This is a genomic window from Streptomyces sp. NPDC005863, from assembly GCF_042871345.1.
Lineage (GTDB): Bacteria > Actinomycetota > Actinomycetes > Streptomycetales > Streptomycetaceae > Streptomyces.
Map to the genome: position 1 here is coordinate 484,599 of NZ_JBIAII010000003.1, position 17,819 is coordinate 502,417.

Consider the following 17,819-nt stretch of genomic DNA (forward strand, 5'->3'; position numbering starts at 1 on the left):
CCAACGCCGCAGGTCAGACCGGCCAAGCAGCACAAAAGGGACCGCGCGAGTCCAGCCGCGCACCGCCCTCCGGGCCACCCGCCACCACTGAGTCACCCACCACCGCTGAGCCACCCGCCGTCCCTGAGCAACCCTGCACCGCCAAGCCACCCGCCACCGCTGAGCCGCCCCCCCCTGAGCAACCCTGCACCGCCAAGCCACCGCCACCGTCACGCGATCGCCTCGTACAGGCTCCACACGCCGAGCCCCAGCATCAGCAGGGCCGCGATCTTCGTGATGAGCGCCAGCGGCACCCGCTTCATCAGCGCCCTTCCGCCGACGATGCCGAGGCCGGCGACCGCCCACAGGGCCAGCACCGCACCGAGGCCGACGGAGAGCGGGTCGTCGTAGCGGGCCGCCAGGTTGGCGGTCATGATCTGGGTCAGATCGCCGAACTCGGCGATCAGGATGAGCATGAAGCCCGCCCCGGAGACCTTCCAGAAGCTCTGGTCGGACGGCTGCCTGACCTCTTCCTCGTCGTCGCCGCCCTTGAGCAGGAGCACCGCGGCGCCGGCCAGGAAAAGCACGCCGGTCAGCGCCTGCACCAGTTGCTGGGGCAGCAGGGTCAGGACGCTGCCCGCCGCCACGGCGAGCACCACATGGACGGCGAAGGCGGCCGCCACACCGGCGAAGACGTACGAGGCGCGGTAGCGCGTACCCAGGACGAGCCCGGCGAGCGCCGTCTTGTCGGGCAGTTCGGCCAGGAAGACGACGCCGAAGACGAGCGCCGTCACGCTGATGCTGATCAAGGTTCCTCAATCGGTCGGGGCCGCCCCACCGAGAGTGTTCCGCCGCTTCGCGTACGACACCTCGGCACGGCAGCGCGAACGGACGCACACGGATGTACGCCTCCGACGCACGCGGATGCGCGCGCCGGGCACTGCTTTGCCGAAGGTCTCGCTGGCCTGCCCCATGGGGCCTGCCTCCGGGCGCCGGCTCAGACGAGCTGAGCAGTATGTCGACGGTCCGGCGAAGAGCTACTCCCCTTCTGCGCCGTCCATGGTACGCGACCTCCGGCCTCCCCCGGCCAGGGCCTTTCCGCCCCGGTGAAACGTGCGGACGGCGAAACGTGTGGACGGCGCGGAAGCGGCGCGTCGAAGTGGCGCGTCGATATGACCCGGGTCACCTGAACCGCAACTGCCGTGCCAAGTCCACCGCCTGACGGAGCACCAGAAACGCACACCGCAAGACGTCGAAACCATTGAATTCCGCACCTGTTTGACGCGACCCTGTCACCAGCTGCACATCCACCGGACACCCCGACCCGCAACCATGACCGCCCCACCGGTCAACTTCCCTCCACATCAAGGGAGTTCGCATGTCCGTCGTCTACGCGCGTCGACACACCAGCCCCGCGCCCCGGTCCACGTCCGGCCCCGCGCCCCGGTCCACGTCCCGCTCCGCCTTCCGTCGTCCCGCCTTCGCCGCCGCGGCCGTCGCCCTGGCCTCCGCCACCGCCCTCCTCACCGGCTCCCCCGCCCAGGCCGCTCCTCCGGCCCCGGTCAGCGCCGCCACGGCCCGCGCCTACCTCGGCGAACTCACCGTCAAGACCGAGGGCTCCTCCGACGGCTACAGCCGCGACAAGTTCCCGCACTGGAGCACCCAGTCCGGCGCCTGCAACACCCGCGAGGTCGTGCTCAAGCGGGACGGCACCGGCGTCGAGCAGGACTCCAGCTGCGCCGCCACCTCCGGCACCTGGAAGTCCGCCTACGACGGCGCCACCTGGACCGTCGCCTCCGACCTGGACATCGACCACGTCGTACCGCTCTCCGAGGCGTGGAAGTCCGGGGCGAGCAGCTGGACCACCGCGCAGCGCGAGGGCTTCGCCAACGACCTGACCCAGCCCCAGCTGATCGCCGTCACCGACAACGTGAACCAGGCCAAGGGCGACCAGGACCCGGCGGAGTGGCTGCCGCCGTCCGCCTCGTACCACTGCTACTACGCCCGGATGTGGGTGGACGTGAAGCACCACTACAAGCTCAACGTGAACACCGAGGAGAAGAGCGCGCTGTCCTCGATCCTCAACGGCTGCTGACCGCACCCACCCGTAAGGGTCCGCCCGACCCGTAGGGGTCCACCCGTCCCGTAGGGGTCCACCCGACCCGTAAGGGACCTCCGGGGAAATCCTGGAACCGTTCCGGTCTCCTCCGTCGTTCCGTACCCTACGGGGCGACGGAGGAAGGTGATCATCTGTGGCACGGCTGCGCCTGGGTCCGCTGCTGAGGTACGTCGAGGGGTCGACGGCGACCGTCTGGGTCGAGACCGACCGGCCCTGCACCGCCGAGGTGCGGTGCGCGGACGGCGCGCGCGGCACCGCGCGGACCTTCCAGGTCGCGGGCCACCACTACGCGCTCGTCCCGGTCACCGGGCTGACCCCCGGCACCACGACGGCGTACGAGGTGTGGCTCGGCGAGAGCGCGCGGGCCGCCGTCTGGCCGCCGCCGGACTCGCCGTTCCCACCGAGCACGATCCGTACGCCCGTACACGGCAGTGACGAGGCGCTGCGCGTCACCTTCGGCTCCTGCCGCTGGGCCGCGCCGCCCTCCGACGAGGCCGACCCCGTGGGCCCGGACGCCCTGGACACCCTCGCCGCGCGCATCGCCGCCGCCCCGGACACCGAGCGCCCGGACGTGCTGGTGCTCCTGGGCGACCAGGTGTACGCGGACCAGACCTCCAAGGCCACCGAGCGCTGGATCGCGTCCCGCCGTGACCTCTCCGAGCCCCCGGGCGCCCAGGTCGCGGACTACGAGGAGTACACCCACCTCTACTACGAATCGTGGCTCGACCCGGAGGTCCGCTGGCTCCTGTCGACCGTCCCCAGCTGCATGATCTTCGATGATCACGACGTGATCGACGATTGGAACACCAGTGCGTCCTGGGTCGCCGAGATGCGGGCCACGCCGTGGTGGCGCGAGCGGATACTCAGCGGCCTGATGTCGTACTGGGTGTACCAGCACATCGGCAATCTGCCGCCCGACGAGCTGGCGCGCGACGAGGTCTACGCCGCCGTCACCGCGGCGCCGGACGGCACGGACGCGTTGCGGGCCTTCGCCGCGTCCTCCGACGCGGACGCGGCCGCCGCCCGCTGGAGCTACCGGCGGGACTTCGGACGGGTGCGCCTGCTGATGGTCGACACCCGTGCGGCGCGCGTCCTGGACGAGGACCGGCGCGCCATCCTCGACGCCGATGAGGCCCGCTGGCTGCGCGAGCAGGCCCTCGCGGATCCGGGCGGGTACGACCACCTCCTCATCGGCACCTCGCTGCCCTGGCTCCTGCCCCACCTCATCCATGACGCCGAGGGCTGGAACGCCGCGCTCTGCCGCGGTGAGCGCGGCGCCCGGTGGTCCCGGTTCGGCGAGGACCTGCGCCGGCGCTCCGACCTGGAGCACTGGGCCGCGTTCCCCGCCTCCTTCGAGGCGCTCACCTCGCTGATCGCGGAGGCGGGCTCGGGCCCGCGGGCCCCCGCGACGGTGTGCGTGCTCTCCGGGGACGTCCACCACGCCTACGTCGCCGAGCCGAGCTGGCCGGTGAGCGGCGAGGGGCCCGACGCCCGGGTGTTCCAGCTGACCTGTTCGCCGGTCCACAACTCCATCCCCGCCTCGATCAAGTTCGGCTTCCGGTTCGGCTGGAGCCGGGCGGGGCGCGCCCTCGGCCGGCGGTTCGCACGGCACGGCGGGGTGTCGCACGCGGGCATCGCCTGGCGCCGGACGGGAGGCCCGTGGTTCGGCAACCAGCTCATGACCCTGACGCTGCACGGCCGTTCGGCCCGGCTCCGGCTCGATCAGGCGCGGGCTGTGCGGGGCGAGGGCGTACGGCTTGAGACGGCGGAGGCGCGGGAACTCGCGTGAGGGGTACCCCGGGGGTTACGTGAGGGGTACCCCGGGGGTCACGTGAGGGGTACCCCGGGGGTCACGTGAGGGGTACCCCGGGGGTCACGTGAGGGGTACCCCGGGGGTCACGTGAGGCGTGCCGGGAAACAAGGGTCGAGGGCTCGGTGGGCCCCCGGACTCCTGCCCCGGCCGGCTCCGGCTCCGGCTCCCGCCCCGCTCCGGATCCGGCTCGCGGAATGGAATCTTCCGCCCGGGGTACGCCTCCGGGGATCTCGACGGCATGATGTTGCGGACCGTCTGGTTCCAGCGTTCTCTATGCCCCGGGAGTCACGCTTTTGTCTGCCCCTGTACCCGCGTCCCACCCGCCCGCGCAGCCCGGGACCGCCCCGGACGCGCCCGCGATCGCCCTGGTCGGCGCGGGTCCTCGCGGCACCAGCGTGCTCGAACGGCTCTGCGCGTCCGCCGTCGAACTCATCCCGGCAGGGACATCCCTGACGGTCCATGTCGTCGACCCCTCCCCGCCGGGCGCGGGCCGCGTCTGGCGGACGGGGCAGCCCGCCGAGCTCCTGATGAACACGGTCGCCTGCCAGGTGACCCTCTTCACGGACACGAGCGTCGACTGTTCCGGCCCGATACGCCCGGGTCCGAGCCTCCACGAGTGGGCCGCCGCCGGGCACGCCCCCGGGCTCGGACCCGACGACTATCCGACCCGCGCCTGCTACGGCCGCTACCTGGAGTGGGTCTTCGCCGAAGCGGTGCGCCGCGCTCCCGGCACGGTGCGCGTCCGGGTCCACGCGGCGCGCGCCCTGCGGCTCGACGAGACGGCCGACGGGCTGCAGACCCTCGTACTCGACAACGGCCTCGAACTGGCGGCGCTCGCGGCGGTCGTGCTCGCACAGGGTCATCTGCCGACGGCCGCCGACGACGCACAGCGGCGCCTGGCGGACCACGCGGCGCGGCACGGCCTGCGCCACTTCCCGCCGGCCAACCCCGCCGACCTGGACCTGTCGGTCGTCGCCCCCGGCGAACCCGTACTGCTGCGCGGCCTCGGCCTCACCTTCTTCGACCACATGGCGCTGCTGACCGACGGCCGCGGCGGCCGGTACCTGCGGGAACCCGGGGGCGGCCTGCGCTACGAGCCGTCGGGGCGGGAGCCGCGGCTGTACGCCGGGTCGCGGCGCGGCGTCCCGTACCAGGCGCGGGGCGACAACGCGAAGGGCCCGTACGGGCGGCACGAGCCGGCCGTCCTCACCGGCGACGTCGTGGCCCGCTTCCGCAAGCGGGCGGACAGCGGTGACGCCCCGGACTTCCTCGCCGAGATATGGCCGTTGATCGCGAAGGAGGTGGAGACCGTCTATTACTGGGCGCTGTTGGAGGGCCGGGACCGGGCCGGGCGCGGGGGCCGTGACTTCCGTGAGCGGTTTCTCGCCACGGACCACCGCAGCCCTCAAGAGGCCGTCGTCCTGGGCGAGTTCGGGGTCACCGAGGCCGACCGCTGGTGCTGGGACCGGCTCTCCCGGCCGCACCCGGACCACCCCTTCACCTCGCCGGACGCCCACCGCACCTGGCTGCTGGATCGGCTGCGCGAGGACGCCGCACAGGCCGCGCTCGGCAACGTCGCGGGCCCGCTGAAGGCCGCGCTCGACGTCCTGCGCGATCTGCGCAACGAACTCCGCGGGATCGTCGACCACGGCGGCCTGTCCGGCGTCTCGCGCCGCGACCACCTCGACCGCTGGTACACGCCGCTCAACGCCTTCCTCTCCATCGGCCCGCCGCGCCGCCGCATCGAGGAGATGACGGCACTGATCGAGGCGGGCGTCCTGGAGGTGGTCGGCCCGCGCCTGACCGTGCGGACCGAGGACGGCGCGTTCCTCGCGCACTCCCCCGACGTACCGGACTCCGCCGTGCGGGTCGGCACGCTGATCGAGGCCCGGCTGCCCGAGCCCGACGTGCGCCGCACCGCGGACGCGCTGCTCGGAGGGCTTCTGGCGGAGGGCGCGTGCCGCCCCCACCGGGTCGACGGCTACGAAACCGGAGGCGTGGACGTGACACCGCGCCCGTACCGCCTGATCGACCGTCAGGGACGCCCGCACGCACGGAGGTTCGCGTTCGGCGTGCCCACGGAAGGGGTGCACTGGGTGACCGCGGCCGGTGCCAGGCCCGGGGTCGACTCGGTCACGCTCTCGGACGCGGACGCGGTGGCGCGGGCCGTACTGCGGACCGCCACGGGGGCCGTCCGGCCGCTCCCCGGGCCACTGCCGGGACCGGACCAGAGCCGAAGCGGAATCTCCGGATGACCGAATGTTGAACTTGCAAGCACTAATTAGGTTCCCCTAATCTTGGGCCTCCGCTCGGTTACCGTCCCCCAACCGAAGGAGTCCCCCACCATGACTGGACGTCTCAACAGCGCCCAGCCCTACGCCCTCGGGCTGTTCCGCATAGTGATCGGCCTGCTCTTCGCCTGCCACGGCGCCGCCTCGCTCTTCGGCGTCCTCGGCGGCGCGCCGGGCACCGGCGGCACGATCGAGGCCGGCACCTGGCCCGGCTGGTACGCGGCCGCCATCCAGCTCGTCGGCGGCGCGCTGGTCCTGCTGGGCCTCGGCACCCGCGCCGCCGCGTTCATCTCGTCCGGCTCGATGGCCTACGCCTACTTCAAGGTCCACCAGCCGGAGGCCCTGTGGCCCATGCAGAACGGCGGCGAGGCCGCGGCGATCTTCTGCTGGGCGATGCTGCTCATCGTCTTCACCGGGCCCGGCGCGTTCGGCCTTGACCGGTTCTTCGCCTCGCGGGCCGAGAGCGGGGCCGGTGGCGCGGATGGTGGCGGTGGCGGTGGCGGTGGCGGCAAGGGTGCCGACTCCGAGCGCGCGCCGGTCGTGGCCTGACACGGCGGGCCGGGCTGTACGCGGAGGCCTGGCCCGCAGGCGGAGGGCGCCCTCTTCCTCGTACGTACGACGAATTTCGTACGTACGAGGGAGGGGGCGCCGTCGCATATGGGGGGAGTCAGGCGCCCTGCCGCGCCTCGCCCCGGGGTTCGAACGGCACCGTGAAGCAGGCGGCCCGGTCGCCCGCGCCGCCCGGCGCGTCGTGCAGGACCACGGAGCCGGCCTCGCCGGGCCGGAACCCCCAGCGGTGCCGCGCCCGCGCCTCGCCCGAACCGTCCGGCGCGGCGGTGAAGTCCAGCCACACCTCGTTGTGCGGATTGACGTAGTCCGGGTCCTTCGACGGCTGCACCGGGTCGACGCGGTGCTGATAGTGGCCGCCGGCGTCCTCGGGTGCGGCGCCGCACGGCTTCTGGTGGACGTGGACGCCGTACGCGTGGCCGGGTTTCATGCCGTTGACCCGCAGGGTGACGGTGGTCGCCGCCTTGGCTCCGCCCGATCGCCCGGGGCCGGATCGCTCGGGTCCGGGTGGGCCGGTCTGGGTGACCTGGATCCAGGAGCCCGCGGGGACCAGGTCCATGTCGTACGTGATCGCGGCCGAGGGGACGAAGGCGGTCGGCGGTGCGAACCGCGCCTCGACCCGCATCCGTGAGGACCCCGGCCCCGGCTCCGGTCCCAGCCCCGGCCCCGTGGCGTCGATCGGGGTGCCGCCCGCGGCCAGGACCACCGCCGCGACGGCACCGGCCGCCATTCCTGCCGCCGTTCCTGCCACCATGGCCCGCTCCGTCCTTCGTGTCGCTGACACGTGAGTTGGGTACTGACTTGCCGTACTGGCTTGTGCGTACTGGCTTGTGCGCGCGCCAGACCCCTTGTTCGTACGGGACTTCGGGGCCGTACGCCTCATCGGGGGAGGCAGCCGGGTGAACGTGATGTAGGGAACATCCGTGCCCCCAATGGATCTCCCGCCGCGCGCGCGGCGTACGCTGTACAGCTGTCATCAGGCCGCCCCTGCCGTACTCCGCGACACATCAGCGGCAACGCGCTGCCGACCGGGGAGTAACGGGGAGTTACGGTGCTTGAGCTTGTGGGGGCGTTGACGGGGAGTCCGTGGATCTACGCGGTCGTCGCCCTGTCCGTCCTGTTCGACGTGTTCGTGCCGGTGCTGCCGAGCGGCGTCATCGTGATCATGTCCGCGACGGCCGCGGCCGCGGCGGGAACGGGGACGGGTCACGTGCCGCGCGCGGTCCCCGACATCCTGGTCCTGACCCTGTGCGCGGCCACGGCCTCCGTCCTCGGCGACATGGTCGCCTACCGCCTCGCGTGGCGCGGCGGCGAACGCCTCGACCGCGCGATCGCCCGTTCCCGCCGCCTGACCAGCGCGCAGGAACGACTCGGCACGGCACTGGCGAAGGGCGGCGGCGTCCTCGTCGTCATCGCCCGCTTCGCGCCCGCCGGCCGCTCGATCGTCTCGCTCGGCGCGGGCGCGGCCCACCGCAAGGTCCGCGAGTTCCTCCCGTGGTCGGCCCTGGCCGGCGTGGCCTGGGCGGGCTACAGCGTGGCGCTCGGCTACTTCGGCGGCCAGTGGCTGGGAGCGACATGGCTGGCCACAGGCGTCTCCCTGCTGGCGTTGTTCGCGGCGGGCGCGGGGGCGGCGTTCTTGGTACGGAGGCCTGCGGCCAGCTGAGGGGGTGCGGCGCTGCGTCTGCGCCTGCGGCGGGCCTAGCGGGGGGCTACGGGGGCCTGCGGCCGGCTGGGCGGGGGCTACGGCGGGGCCGGGTAGGGGGGCCCTGCGCCTGCGGCGGGCTGGGTGGGTGCAACTTCCGCGCCTGCGGGCGGGTCGAGCGGGTGCAGGCCCGGCGCCTGTGGCGGGGCCGAGCGGGGGTGGGCCTATGCCAGCGGCGGGCTGAGCAGGCGTGTCGGACGCTCGCGGCGACATCAGCGGGCGCGAGTCGGGCGCGTAGGGCGGGCTGAACGGGTGCGGGCCCGGCGCCTGCGTTGTGTTGGGCGGGCGTGAGTCCGGGCGTTTGCGGCAGGCCGGGGCGGGGTGCGCGTGGGGACCTCGGGCGCTCGGCGCCCGAAGGCGCTCGGCGCGGTGCTGGCGAAGGGCGGCGGCATCCTCTTCGTCATGGCCCGCTTCGCGCCCGCGCGTCCGACGGCGTCGTTCGTAGACGCGCGCGGGCGCCCGGCGCCCGAGGGCGTCCGTAGACGCCTGGCCCAGCTCTTGCGTTGCCGATGGGGCGGCCGTAGCTGCCGACCGGTTACGCCTGGTGGGCCGGCCCCAGCAGCCGGCCGACCAGCGGACCCCAGCGGTCCCGGCAGCCTCGGCGGTCCCGGCAATCCCGGCGCCCCCGGCAGGCCTCGGCAGCCCCGACGGCCCCGGCGGTACAACGCCCCGCCCTACGACGCCGCCTTGGCCCCCCGTACTTCGAGTCCCGCGAGGAGTTCCGCCGTCGCCTCGGTCACCGCGTTCACCGCGTGGTCGAACACCTCGCGGTTGTGCGCGGCCGGGGCGCGGAAGCCGGACACCTTGCGCACGTACTGCAGCGCGGCGGCCCGGATCTCCTCCTCGGTGGCGTCCTCGGGGATGGCGGGCGGACGGAGCGTCTTGATGCTTCGGCACATGCCTCCAGCCTCCCACCGCGGACCCCGCCCCGGCGAGGGCGCCGCCACCCCCCTCCCACACGGCCCCGTGTTCCTCTCGCACACCTAATTCGAACAGGAGTACCATTACGACGTGCCCGTCACCCCAGCCCATGACTTCCCAAGTGACCTCCTCGCCGGCCAGGAGGAGCTGCACCAGGTCCGCTCCGTACTCCTGGCCCTGCTCAAACGCCTGCCCTGGTCCGTGGAGCCCCTCGACGGCTTCAGCGACACCGGCGGCTGGCGCAAAGTAGAGCGTCCCGCCTCCCCGGGGTGGACCCCGGACGAGCAGGCGGAGGTCGAGAAACTCCGCAGGCGAGAAAGGGAGTTGGCGGTCTTCGTGACCTGCCACGGTTACTGGGAACAGGTCTCGGGCCCGGACGCCGTCACGGCGAGAGCCCGCCTCAAACACGTGCACGAGACACCGGAGAGCTCTCTTCCCGCGAGCCATTGACAGCCGTGGACGGCGGGCGTTGACTCCCTACCAGCCGCGCACAAGAGCTCCGTTCGAGCCATGCGAGCCGTTCGAGCCATGCGAGCCAGTTCGAGAAAGTTCGAGCCAGGGAGGTGCAGCCATGAACGTCCTGATAGTCGTCGCGATCCTGGCCCTCTTCGGCCTGGGTTTCGACCAGCCGCTGCTGTGGCTGGCGGCGGCAGCACTCGCGTTCTACCTCGTCCGCTTCTACGACGGCGGCGGTTCGGCCGCCAAGAAGAACGCCTCCGCGGGCAGCGGCGCCGGAGCGTCGGGCGGCAGCGCGGGAGGAGCCGGCGGGGCGGGAGCCGGCGGCGCGGGAGGCGGTGGCGGGAGCGGGGGCGGCGGATACCCCAAGACGTACCGCGACTACCGCCTGCGCAAGGAACGCCAGGAACGCTGGGACCGCCGCTACCGCAGGACCCACCCGGGGTCGGGCCGCTGACCGTTGACCCCCTTGCCACTGACGCCCTCGCCACTGACGCCCTCGCCGCCGTGAATCCGGCGGTCGCTGCCCGGTCGCTGCCCGGTGCGAGCGGGTGTGAGCGGGTGCGAGCGGATGGGCTATCCGTCGTGCGCTTCGAACTCGGTCACCAGCGGCTGCTGCGTCGCCGCCCACGACGCCAGGAGCGCCAGATTGTCGGCGGTCGGTGTGCCCGCGGGCGCGGTGTAGACGATGAGGTGCAGGCCGGGTTCGGCGGGCAGTTCCAAGGACTCGACGTCCAAGTCGAGCCGGCCCACGACCGGATGGCGCAGCCGCTTGCGGCCGGACCGGTGCAGCCGTACGTCCCGAGACGCCCATCGCTGCCGGAACAGCTCACTGCGCGTGGACAGTTCGCCGACCAGAGCGATCAACCCCTCGTCGTGCGGATTTCGGCCGGCTTCCATCCGGAGCTTCGCCGCGACGTCACCGGTGATCCGGTCGCGGTCGACAAAGAACTCTCCGGCCACCTCGGGGTTCAAGTAGACGAATCGCGCTGTGTTCGCGGGCCGTCGCGGGTCGGCCAGCATCGGTGAATACAGCGCGCGAGCGAGTTGGTTCATGGCGAGTACGTCATAGCGTCCGTCAGCGATCCAGGCCGGCGCATCGGAGATCGCGTCGAGCACCTGCTGCAACGACGAGCGCACCGCCACGGCAGGCTTGCGCCGACGTGGGCCGCCGGGCGCGCCGGACTGACGTGCGAGGTGGAAGAGGTGGTCGCGCTCGGCCTCGTCGAGTTGCAAGGCGGAGGCCAACGCCTCGAGCACGCCGTCGGAGGCACCGGCGAGGCTACCGCGCTCCAGGCGCACGTAATAGTCGACCGATACCCCGGCCAGGAGCGCCACTTCCTCGCGGCGCAGCCCTTTGACGCGACGGTTGCGGCCGTACGCGGGCAGGCCCGCCCGCTCGGGTGTGATGCGGGCGCGCCGCGAGCTGAGGAACTCCCTGATCTCGGTGCGCGGATCCATCGTGGCCATCCCCTCACCGTAAGCCCGTCACGCGAGCTGCGGGGTGCCCGTCGCGGTCGTCGCGGTGCCGCCGTCCACCGGGATGACGGCACCCGTGAGGTAGGCCCCGGCCCGGCTGGCGAGAAACACGGCGGTACCCGCCATGTCGTCGTCCCGGCCGAGCCGGCGCAGCGGGGTCGCCGCCGCGATCGTGTCGCCGACGGCGTCGATCGTGGCCGTCATCATCCGCGACGGAAACACGCCCGGCGCCACCGCGTTCACCGTGACGTGCTGCGGGCCCAGCTCCCTGGCCAGCACTCTGGTGAGTTGATGGAGTGCCGCCTTGCTGCTGGCGTACGAGTAGTTGGGCGCCTGGGCGACGTGGATGGCGGCGATACTCCCGATGTTGATGATCCGCGCGGGATCGTCGGTGGTGCCCGCCCGGCGCAGTGCGGGGAGCAGGGCCTGCACCAGCCAGAACGGCGACTTGAGGTTGAGGTCGATCACGGTGTCCCAGGCCTCGTCCGGGAACGTCGCCAGCGGCTCGCGCCACATCGCTCCCGCGTTGTTGACGAGGATGTCCAGGCGCTCCGAGTCGGCCTCGACGAGATCGGCGAGGCGCCGGCACTCGTCGCGCTTGGACAGGTCGGCGGGAATTGCTCGGACGTCGCCGAATTCGGACAGCAGATCTTGCGCCTGCGCGCACGCGTCCTCGTTGCGTGAGCTGATGACGACACGGGCGCCCGCCTGGAGAAGACCGCGCGCGATCATCATCCCGATTCCTCTGGTGCCGCCGGTGACAAGGGCGTACTTGCCCCTCAGATCGAAAAGCTCTGTGTGCGACGTGAATTGCTGGCCCGCCATTGGTCTCCGTCCCCTTCTGTCGCGGAAGAATGTGCCGAGATGCGTTGTCGGCGCTTCCGAATCGACAGGCTGACAGGCGCCCGGGACGTCCGGGAGTCCCTGGTGATCCAGGTACTCGGAGAACCCCCTTGCCTGGGGCGGTCCGACCTGCTCACACCACGCACGCCCGCCTGGACCGGTTCAGGACTGATCAGCAGGACTCGTCGAACTTCACCGCGTTGAGCGTCACCGGCCGACCATCGAGTCCGGTATTCGCGGCGGGCTGCCGATCATTCCCCTCAGCCACTGGTCGACCACGCATAGGCCCTCGGGCCAACCGGCGCCGCAGCGGCTGCCACATGGCGGTCAAGCACACCCGCGGCGCCACCGCCGACCAAGCGCGGCAGGTGTCGGCCGCGTGCCGGGCCGCGGCGTGTGCGCACTGCCGACCTGACACCCCACTTGGCGTGCTCGACTAACGCCGCCTGGCCATGGTGAAGAGGACCACGGCGAACGCGGCGATGACCACGAGCCAACCCCAAAGCGGCATGTCCTTGTAGGCAGTCCCTCCGTACAGGGCGATGATCACGGCAGCCTCCCAGCGCTCACCGCACGGATGCCCGGACGCGAGATCGACATGCCGCGGCGGATGACCGACGGCACCCTGGTCATATGGCGAGCTCCTCGACAGCCGTCCACCCGCCCTCCCGCACGAGCGGCCGACGAGTGACGGCGCGTGGGCAGATCCTCGCCGGCGCACTCGGCTTGGGCGATTGGCGCGGGAGATCTACCGGAGGGTTGATCTCCTCAAAGACTCCTAAACGATCGCAGCGGAGCCCCTTACCGATCTCGGCAAGGGGCTCCGCTGACGTTCATACCCGGTGGGCGCGGACGGTTTCGAACCGCCGACATCCTCCTTGTAAGGGAGGCGCTCTACCCCTGAGCTACGCGCCCGGGAACGAGTCGACAGCCTACCTTGCCGCAGGCAGTGCCCCGCAAACCCGATCCGGGCCGAGCCAGTCCCGAGCCCGTCCCAAGCCGGGAGAGCCGGGCTGGCCGGAAGAGTCGGGCCCCTTCGGGGGTTAACCCCACCCCCGATCCGGTGGCCGTCCGGATCCTCCCCCTCGGAGCGACTCCGTACGCTCTGACGGAGACGCACAAGATCACAGCCAGGGGGAGCCGTCATGACCATCCGCACCCGCCGCCCACGCACGCCCCGCCCGGCGCGTGTCCTCGTCGCCACGGGTGGGGTGGTCGTCGTCGCGCTGCTCGCCGGGGCGTGCGGTGCCGACGCCGGGGAGGACACCGACCCGGAGCACCGGACCTTCGCCCTGTCGGGGAAGACCCTGACCGTCGACTCCAACGACTCCGCGCTGGAACTCGTCCCGGCCGACGGTGACGCCAAGGGCGTGCGGGTGACCCGGTGGTTCAAGGGCAAGACCGTGCTCGGCGGTGACCCCACGGTCACCTGGAAGATGGACGGGAACCGGCTCACGCTCGACATGAACTGCTCCGGGCTCATCACCGACTGCTCGGCCAGGCACCGCGTCGAGGTGCCCCGCGGCGTCACCGTGACCGTCGAGAGCCAGGACGGCCAGGTCACCGCGGCCGGGTTCCGGGAAGCGCTGAAGGTACGTACGAAGGACGGCTCGGTCAGCGTCAAGGACGCCGGCGGGCCCCTCGACCTGCACAGCTCCGACGGTTCCATCTCCGTCAAGGGTGCCGAAGGACCGCTCGACCTGCGCAGCTCCGACGGGTCCATCCGCGCCGACGGCGTCCGCTCGCGAAAGGTGGCCGTCGACTCCAAGGACGGCTCCGTCCACCTGGAGCTGGTCACCGTGCCCGACCGGATCGACGCGCACAGCAAGGACGGCTCCGTCGACATAGCGGTGCCCGGCAGGAAGGGCGGGACCCAGGTCGCGTACGACGTGCGGACCGAGAGCCACGACGGCTCCGTCGACGTCTCGGTCCCCCGCGACGACCACAGCCCCCACCGCGTGAACGTCCGCAGCGCCGACGGCAGCGTCAAGGTGCACACCGCGAACTGACCGGCCCGTGTATTCGTCCTCAACCGGTGGGAGAATGTGACACCGGGCAGGGCGCACAGCACGGGAGAGGGATAGTGACGGCGACACCTTCGCAGCCGTACACGCCGGACCGACCTCAGACAGGGACAGAAACAGAGGCAGAGGCAGAGGCAGGTAACGGGACAGAGGTAGGGGCGGGAGCCGCCGCGCGGGCTGTGGCAGGGGGTACGGACCAGGGCCGGCCGCGCAGTCGGAGCGGCGGGACCAGTCGGAGCGGCAGCAGCCGTCGGAGCCGCACGAGCCGTCGGAGCCGCACAAGCGGCAGCGGAATCACGCGCCGCCACGAGCGTGGGCCCCTCCGCGACCTCCTCACCCTCGTCACCGCCGTCACCCTCTCCCTGCCACTGCTCGCCGCCACCGTCCCCGCCGCCTTCGCCGGGGGCGGCACGCGGCGCTGGTTCGGCGGGCGCGGCGAGAGCCTGCGCGCCGAGGCGCAGGCCGCCAAGGACGCCGCTGCCGCCGCCTTCTACGAACTGGACACCGCCCAGCGCGACCTGCGCATCTCCGTCGAGACCATCGTCGCCGTCGACTCCTCGCCCGCCGCGCAGCGCACCGTCGCGGACTTCGAGGCGCTCGGGCGCCGTATCGACGAGGTCAGCCACCAGTACATCAGCGCCGTCGACGCCCACGACCTCGACCGGGACGACCTGGACTCCTCCGTCGCCGCCCGCGCGAAGACCGAGCTCACCGCGGCCAAGGACGAGCTGGGCCGGGTCCAGCAGGAACTCGAGCGGTTCCGGCAGGGCCTCGGCCCGCTGCTCGACAAGGCCGAGACCCAGCTGGCGCGGCTCGCCCCGGCCGTGGAGCGGGCCCGCCAGACCCTGCTCGCCGCGAGCAACGCCCTCGACTCCGTACGGGCGGCCGGGCTCAAGGCCGACGACCTCGCCGCCCGGCTCGCCGCCCTCGGCCCTGAGCTGACCAAGCTCAACCAGGGGGCCGGCCGGCACGGCGTACCGGAGACGCTGCAGCGCGCCGACCGGGTCCTTCGCGACGCCGATGCCGTGCGCACCGAGGCCGAGCGGCTGCCCGAGCGCGCCGCCGAGATCGACCGGCGCCTGGTGTCGCTGCGCACCCGCGCCCAGGCGCTGACCACCCGCAGCGGGCAGGTCGAGCCGGTCCTCAGCGAGCTGCGGCGCCGGTTCTCCGCCGCCTGCTGGCAGGACCTTCAGCACGTCCCCGACCAGGCGGCGGACAGCGTGCGCCAGGCCGAGGCCAAGCTGAAGGAAGCGCAGCGGGCACGCGACGAGCAGCGCTGGCCGGACGCCACCGCGCTGCTCTCCACGGTCCGCGCGCTGCTGAACTCCACGGACGAGGCGGTCTCGGCGGCCGGCGACCGGCTGCAGCGGCTGAACGCGGTGGCGAAGGATCCGCAGCAGGAGATCGAGCGCACGCGGTTCGCGATCCGGGACGCGCAGCGGCTCGCGATGGCGGGCCGCCAGACCCCGGAGCCGCGCCACGCCCGCCCGCTGGACGAGTCCGTGGCGCGCCTGGACCGCGCGGTGGCCTCCCTGGAAGGCCGCCACCCCGACTACTGGCACTTCCTGACCGAGACCGAGGCGGTCCGCACGGCCGTGGCGGGCGTGGTGGCGCGGATACGGGAGGAGCGGGGGCAGGGGGCCTGACGGGGTCCGGGCCGACCGCTGCCCGACCGCCGGCCGAGCGAGCACTGGCCGAGTCCTGGTCGAGCCCTCGCCGAGTTCTCGTCGGGGACGACCCGCTCCCCGCGCGTAGGCGCTGTCCGTGCGTGCCGGGCCGCCGGGCCCCGGGGCGGACGACAGAAGACAGACGGCCCGTACCGTCCACCCTCCCGTGGCCGAAACCCCCACCCCCACCGGCTTGAACCACTGTGCGAATCTGGGGGGCATGCGCGACTTTTCCACGGCTCTCCGGACGCGGCGCCTCGTCGCCATCGTGCGCGGCACGGATCCGGACGCCTCATTCCGCACGGTCATGACGCTGGTGGAGTCCGGCGTTCCGCTCGTCGAGGTGTCCCTCAGCGGGGCCGACGCCCTGGGCGTGCTGCGCCGGGCGCGGGCCGAGCTGGGTCCGGACGCCTGGCTCGGCGCGGGCACGGTCCTCACCGCGGACGACGCGCGGCGGGCCGCCGACGCGGGCGCCAACCTCATCGTCACGCCGGGGCTCGGCGCGGGCGTCGACGAAGCCGTACGGATCGGTCTCCCGGTGCTCGGGGGCGTCCTGACGCCGACCGACGTCATCGCGGCCGAGGCGGCCGGGGTGACGGCGCTGAAGATCTTCCCGGCGTCGGCGATGGGCGGCCCCGCGTACCTCAAGGCGCTGCGCGCGCCCTTCCCCGACACGGCGTTCGTCCCGGTCGGCGGCGTGGACGCGGTGGCCGCCGCGGAGTATCTGGCGCTGGGCGCGGTGGCCGTGGGCGTCGGTTCGCCGCTGATCGGCGACGCGGCGGACGGCGGCGACCTGAACGCGCTGCGCACCCGGGCGGCGGAGTTCGTACGGGTCGCGGAGACGGCAGGACGCGCGGAGACGGCCGCCCCCGCACAAGCGGTCGACCTCGCGGAAACGGCCGCCCCCGCACAAGCGGTACGCCGATGAGCACCCCCACCCCCGTCCCCGCCCCCGCCCCCGTCCTCACCCTCGGCGAGTCCATGGTCGCCCTGCGCGGCAGCGGCCCGCTGAAGCTGGGCGGCACGATGAACGTGTCCGTCGCCGGCGCCGAGAGCAACGTGGCCATCGGCCTGGCACGCCTCGGCCACCCCGTCCGCTGGGCGGGCGCGGTCGGCGACGACGAGGCCGGTGAGCTGGTCCTGCGCACCCTGCGCGCGGAGGGCGTCGACGTGAGCGCCGCGACCCGGGACGCCGGGGCCCCGACCGGCCTGATCCTCTTCGAGCCGCGGCTGCCCGAGGTGACCCGGGTGCACTACTACCGTGCGCACTCGGCGGGTTCGCGGCTCGGCGCGGACACGGTCGAGGCCGCCTTCGCGGGCGCCCGCCCGCCGCGCGTCCTGCATCTGACCGGCATCACCCCGGCGCTCGGCCCCTCGGCCCGCGACGCCTGCCGCCGCGCGCTGCGGCTGGCCCGCGAGCACGGCACCGAGGTGTGCCTGGACGTCAACTTCCGCTCCCGGCTGTGGAGTTCGCAGGAGGCGGCCGCCGAACTGCGCACCTGGATCCCGTACGTCGACGTGCTCATCGCCTCCGACGACGAACTCCCGCTGTGCCTCCCGGACCCGGCCCCGGCCGACGCCCCGGCCGACGCCCCGGAGAAGTCCCTCATCGCGCAGGGCGTACGCGAAGTCGTGGTCAAACTCGGCGCGGACGGCGCCGTCGCCCACACGGCCGACGCCGAACTGCGCGCGCACGCCCGCGAGGTGCGGGCCGTGGACGCGGTGGGGGCCGGTGACGCGTTCGTCGCCGGATATCTGTCGGCCCTGCTCGACGGTGCGGACGTGGCGGCCCGCCTGGACCGCGCGGTCACCACGGGCGCGTTCGCGGTGGCCTCCTCCGGCGACTGGGAGGGCGCCCCCACACGAGCCGAACTGGGCCTGTTGGGCGCGGGTCCCGGCACGGTGGTCCGCTGACGGGAGGTCCACCCGGCAGGGATGGCGAGGGGGGCGTCGAGGGC

General features: G+C 73.0%; 17 protein-coding genes and 1 tRNA gene. 12 read left to right on the forward strand and 6 right to left on the reverse strand.

The genetic code is table 11. The annotated features are described in order from the left end of the window. Positions 1-209: 209 nt before the first annotated feature. Positions 210-788 (reverse strand): TMEM165/GDT1 family protein, encoded by a 579-nt coding sequence (locus tag ACFYO9_RS14510; protein WP_355808872.1) that lies wholly within the window; start codon positions 786-788, stop codon positions 210-212. 569 nt (positions 789-1,357) lie between these two features. Here ACFYO9_RS14510 and ACFYO9_RS14515 point away from each other — a divergent pair. From ACFYO9_RS14515 to ACFYO9_RS14530, 4 genes are all read left to right on the forward strand, one after another. Then, a complete protein-coding gene (locus ACFYO9_RS14515) occupies positions 1,358-2,074 on the forward strand; it encodes an HNH endonuclease family protein (RefSeq protein WP_358773146.1) in 717 nt (238 codons plus the stop codon). Positions 2,075-2,231: 157 nt separating this feature from the next. Continuing rightward, the gene (locus ACFYO9_RS14520; RefSeq protein WP_358773147.1) at positions 2,232-3,887 is read left to right on the forward strand and encodes an alkaline phosphatase D family protein; all 1,656 of its coding nucleotides are present in this window, start codon (positions 2,232-2,234) and stop codon (positions 3,885-3,887) included. 317 nt (positions 3,888-4,204) lie between these two features. After that, positions 4,205-6,166: an FAD/NAD(P)-binding protein gene (locus ACFYO9_RS14525; protein ID WP_388666287.1), complete on the forward strand. Its 1,962-nt coding sequence runs from the start codon at positions 4,205-4,207 to the stop codon at positions 6,164-6,166. A 90-nt stretch (positions 6,167-6,256) separates the two neighbouring features. Then, positions 6,257-6,751, forward strand: coding sequence for a DoxX family protein (locus ACFYO9_RS14530; RefSeq protein ID WP_358773148.1), 495 nt, complete (start codon positions 6,257-6,259; stop codon positions 6,749-6,751). 118 nt (positions 6,752-6,869) lie between these two features. On the opposite strand, the gene ACFYO9_RS14535 is transcribed toward ACFYO9_RS14530, so the two are convergent. Continuing rightward, on the reverse strand, positions 6,870-7,523 hold the full coding sequence (locus ACFYO9_RS14535) for a superoxide dismutase family protein (protein ID WP_358773326.1): 654 nt from the start codon (positions 7,521-7,523) through the stop codon (positions 6,870-6,872). A gap of 297 nt (positions 7,524-7,820) precedes the next feature. Between ACFYO9_RS14535 and ACFYO9_RS14540 the strand changes: the two genes are divergently transcribed. Next, positions 7,821-8,432: a VTT domain-containing protein gene (locus ACFYO9_RS14540; protein ID WP_355808857.1), complete on the forward strand. Its 612-nt coding sequence runs from the start codon at positions 7,821-7,823 to the stop codon at positions 8,430-8,432. Positions 8,433-9,145: 713 nt separating this feature from the next. Here ACFYO9_RS14540 and ACFYO9_RS14545 read toward each other — a convergent pair. Further along, positions 9,146-9,370, reverse strand: coding sequence for a DUF2277 domain-containing protein (locus ACFYO9_RS14545; RefSeq protein ID WP_358773149.1), 225 nt, complete (start codon positions 9,368-9,370; stop codon positions 9,146-9,148). 112 nt (positions 9,371-9,482) lie between these two features. On the opposite strand from ACFYO9_RS14545, the gene ACFYO9_RS14550 reads away from it, so the two are divergent. Then, the gene (locus ACFYO9_RS14550) at positions 9,483-9,842 is read left to right on the forward strand and encodes a hypothetical protein (RefSeq protein ID WP_355808851.1); all 360 of its coding nucleotides are present in this window, start codon (positions 9,483-9,485) and stop codon (positions 9,840-9,842) included. A 121-nt stretch (positions 9,843-9,963) separates the two neighbouring features. Then, entirely contained in the window at positions 9,964-10,305 is a 342-nt protein-coding gene (locus ACFYO9_RS14555) for a hypothetical protein (protein ID WP_358773151.1), read from the forward strand. Between the two features lie 119 nt (positions 10,306-10,424). Here the strand turns inward: ACFYO9_RS14555 and ACFYO9_RS14560 are convergent, their stop codons facing one another. Both ACFYO9_RS14560 and ACFYO9_RS14565 read right to left on the reverse strand, forming a co-directional pair. Beyond that, positions 10,425-11,309: a helix-turn-helix transcriptional regulator gene (locus ACFYO9_RS14560; RefSeq protein WP_358773328.1), complete on the reverse strand. Its 885-nt coding sequence runs from the start codon at positions 11,307-11,309 to the stop codon at positions 10,425-10,427. A 27-nt stretch (positions 11,310-11,336) separates the two neighbouring features. Next, positions 11,337-12,152: an SDR family oxidoreductase gene (locus ACFYO9_RS14565; RefSeq protein ID WP_358773153.1), complete on the reverse strand. Its 816-nt coding sequence runs from the start codon at positions 12,150-12,152 to the stop codon at positions 11,337-11,339. A gap of 29 nt (positions 12,153-12,181) precedes the next feature. On the opposite strand from ACFYO9_RS14565, the gene ACFYO9_RS14570 reads away from it, so the two are divergent. Continuing rightward, complete coding sequence (locus tag ACFYO9_RS14570; protein WP_358773155.1) at positions 12,182-12,610, forward strand: DUF6233 domain-containing protein; 429 nt, start codon at positions 12,182-12,184, stop codon at positions 12,608-12,610. 403 nt (positions 12,611-13,013) lie between these two features. On the opposite strand, the gene ACFYO9_RS14575 is transcribed toward ACFYO9_RS14570, so the two are convergent. Further along, a tRNA-Val gene (locus ACFYO9_RS14575) sits at positions 13,014-13,085 on the reverse strand. Positions 13,086-13,315: 230 nt separating this feature from the next. Between ACFYO9_RS14575 and ACFYO9_RS14580 the strand changes: the two genes are divergently transcribed. The 4 genes from ACFYO9_RS14580 to ACFYO9_RS14595 all read left to right on the forward strand — a co-directional run bounded on the left by ACFYO9_RS14580 (position 13,316) and on the right by ACFYO9_RS14595 (position 17,775). After that, on the forward strand, positions 13,316-14,179 hold the full coding sequence (locus tag ACFYO9_RS14580) for a DUF4097 family beta strand repeat-containing protein (protein WP_358773157.1): 864 nt from the start codon (positions 13,316-13,318) through the stop codon (positions 14,177-14,179). Between the two features lie 308 nt (positions 14,180-14,487). Continuing rightward, positions 14,488-15,840 (forward strand): hypothetical protein, encoded by a 1,353-nt coding sequence (locus ACFYO9_RS14585; RefSeq protein ID WP_358773330.1) that lies wholly within the window; start codon positions 14,488-14,490, stop codon positions 15,838-15,840. 241 nt (positions 15,841-16,081) lie between these two features. Next, entirely contained in the window at positions 16,082-16,789 is a 708-nt protein-coding gene (locus tag ACFYO9_RS14590; protein ID WP_358773158.1) for a bifunctional 4-hydroxy-2-oxoglutarate aldolase/2-dehydro-3-deoxy-phosphogluconate aldolase, read from the forward strand. Next, positions 16,786-17,775, forward strand: coding sequence for a sugar kinase (locus tag ACFYO9_RS14595; RefSeq protein ID WP_358773160.1), 990 nt, complete (start codon positions 16,786-16,788; stop codon positions 17,773-17,775). The genes ACFYO9_RS14590 and ACFYO9_RS14595 overlap by 4 nt, the downstream gene beginning before the upstream one ends. Positions 17,776-17,819: the final 44 nt, after the last annotated feature.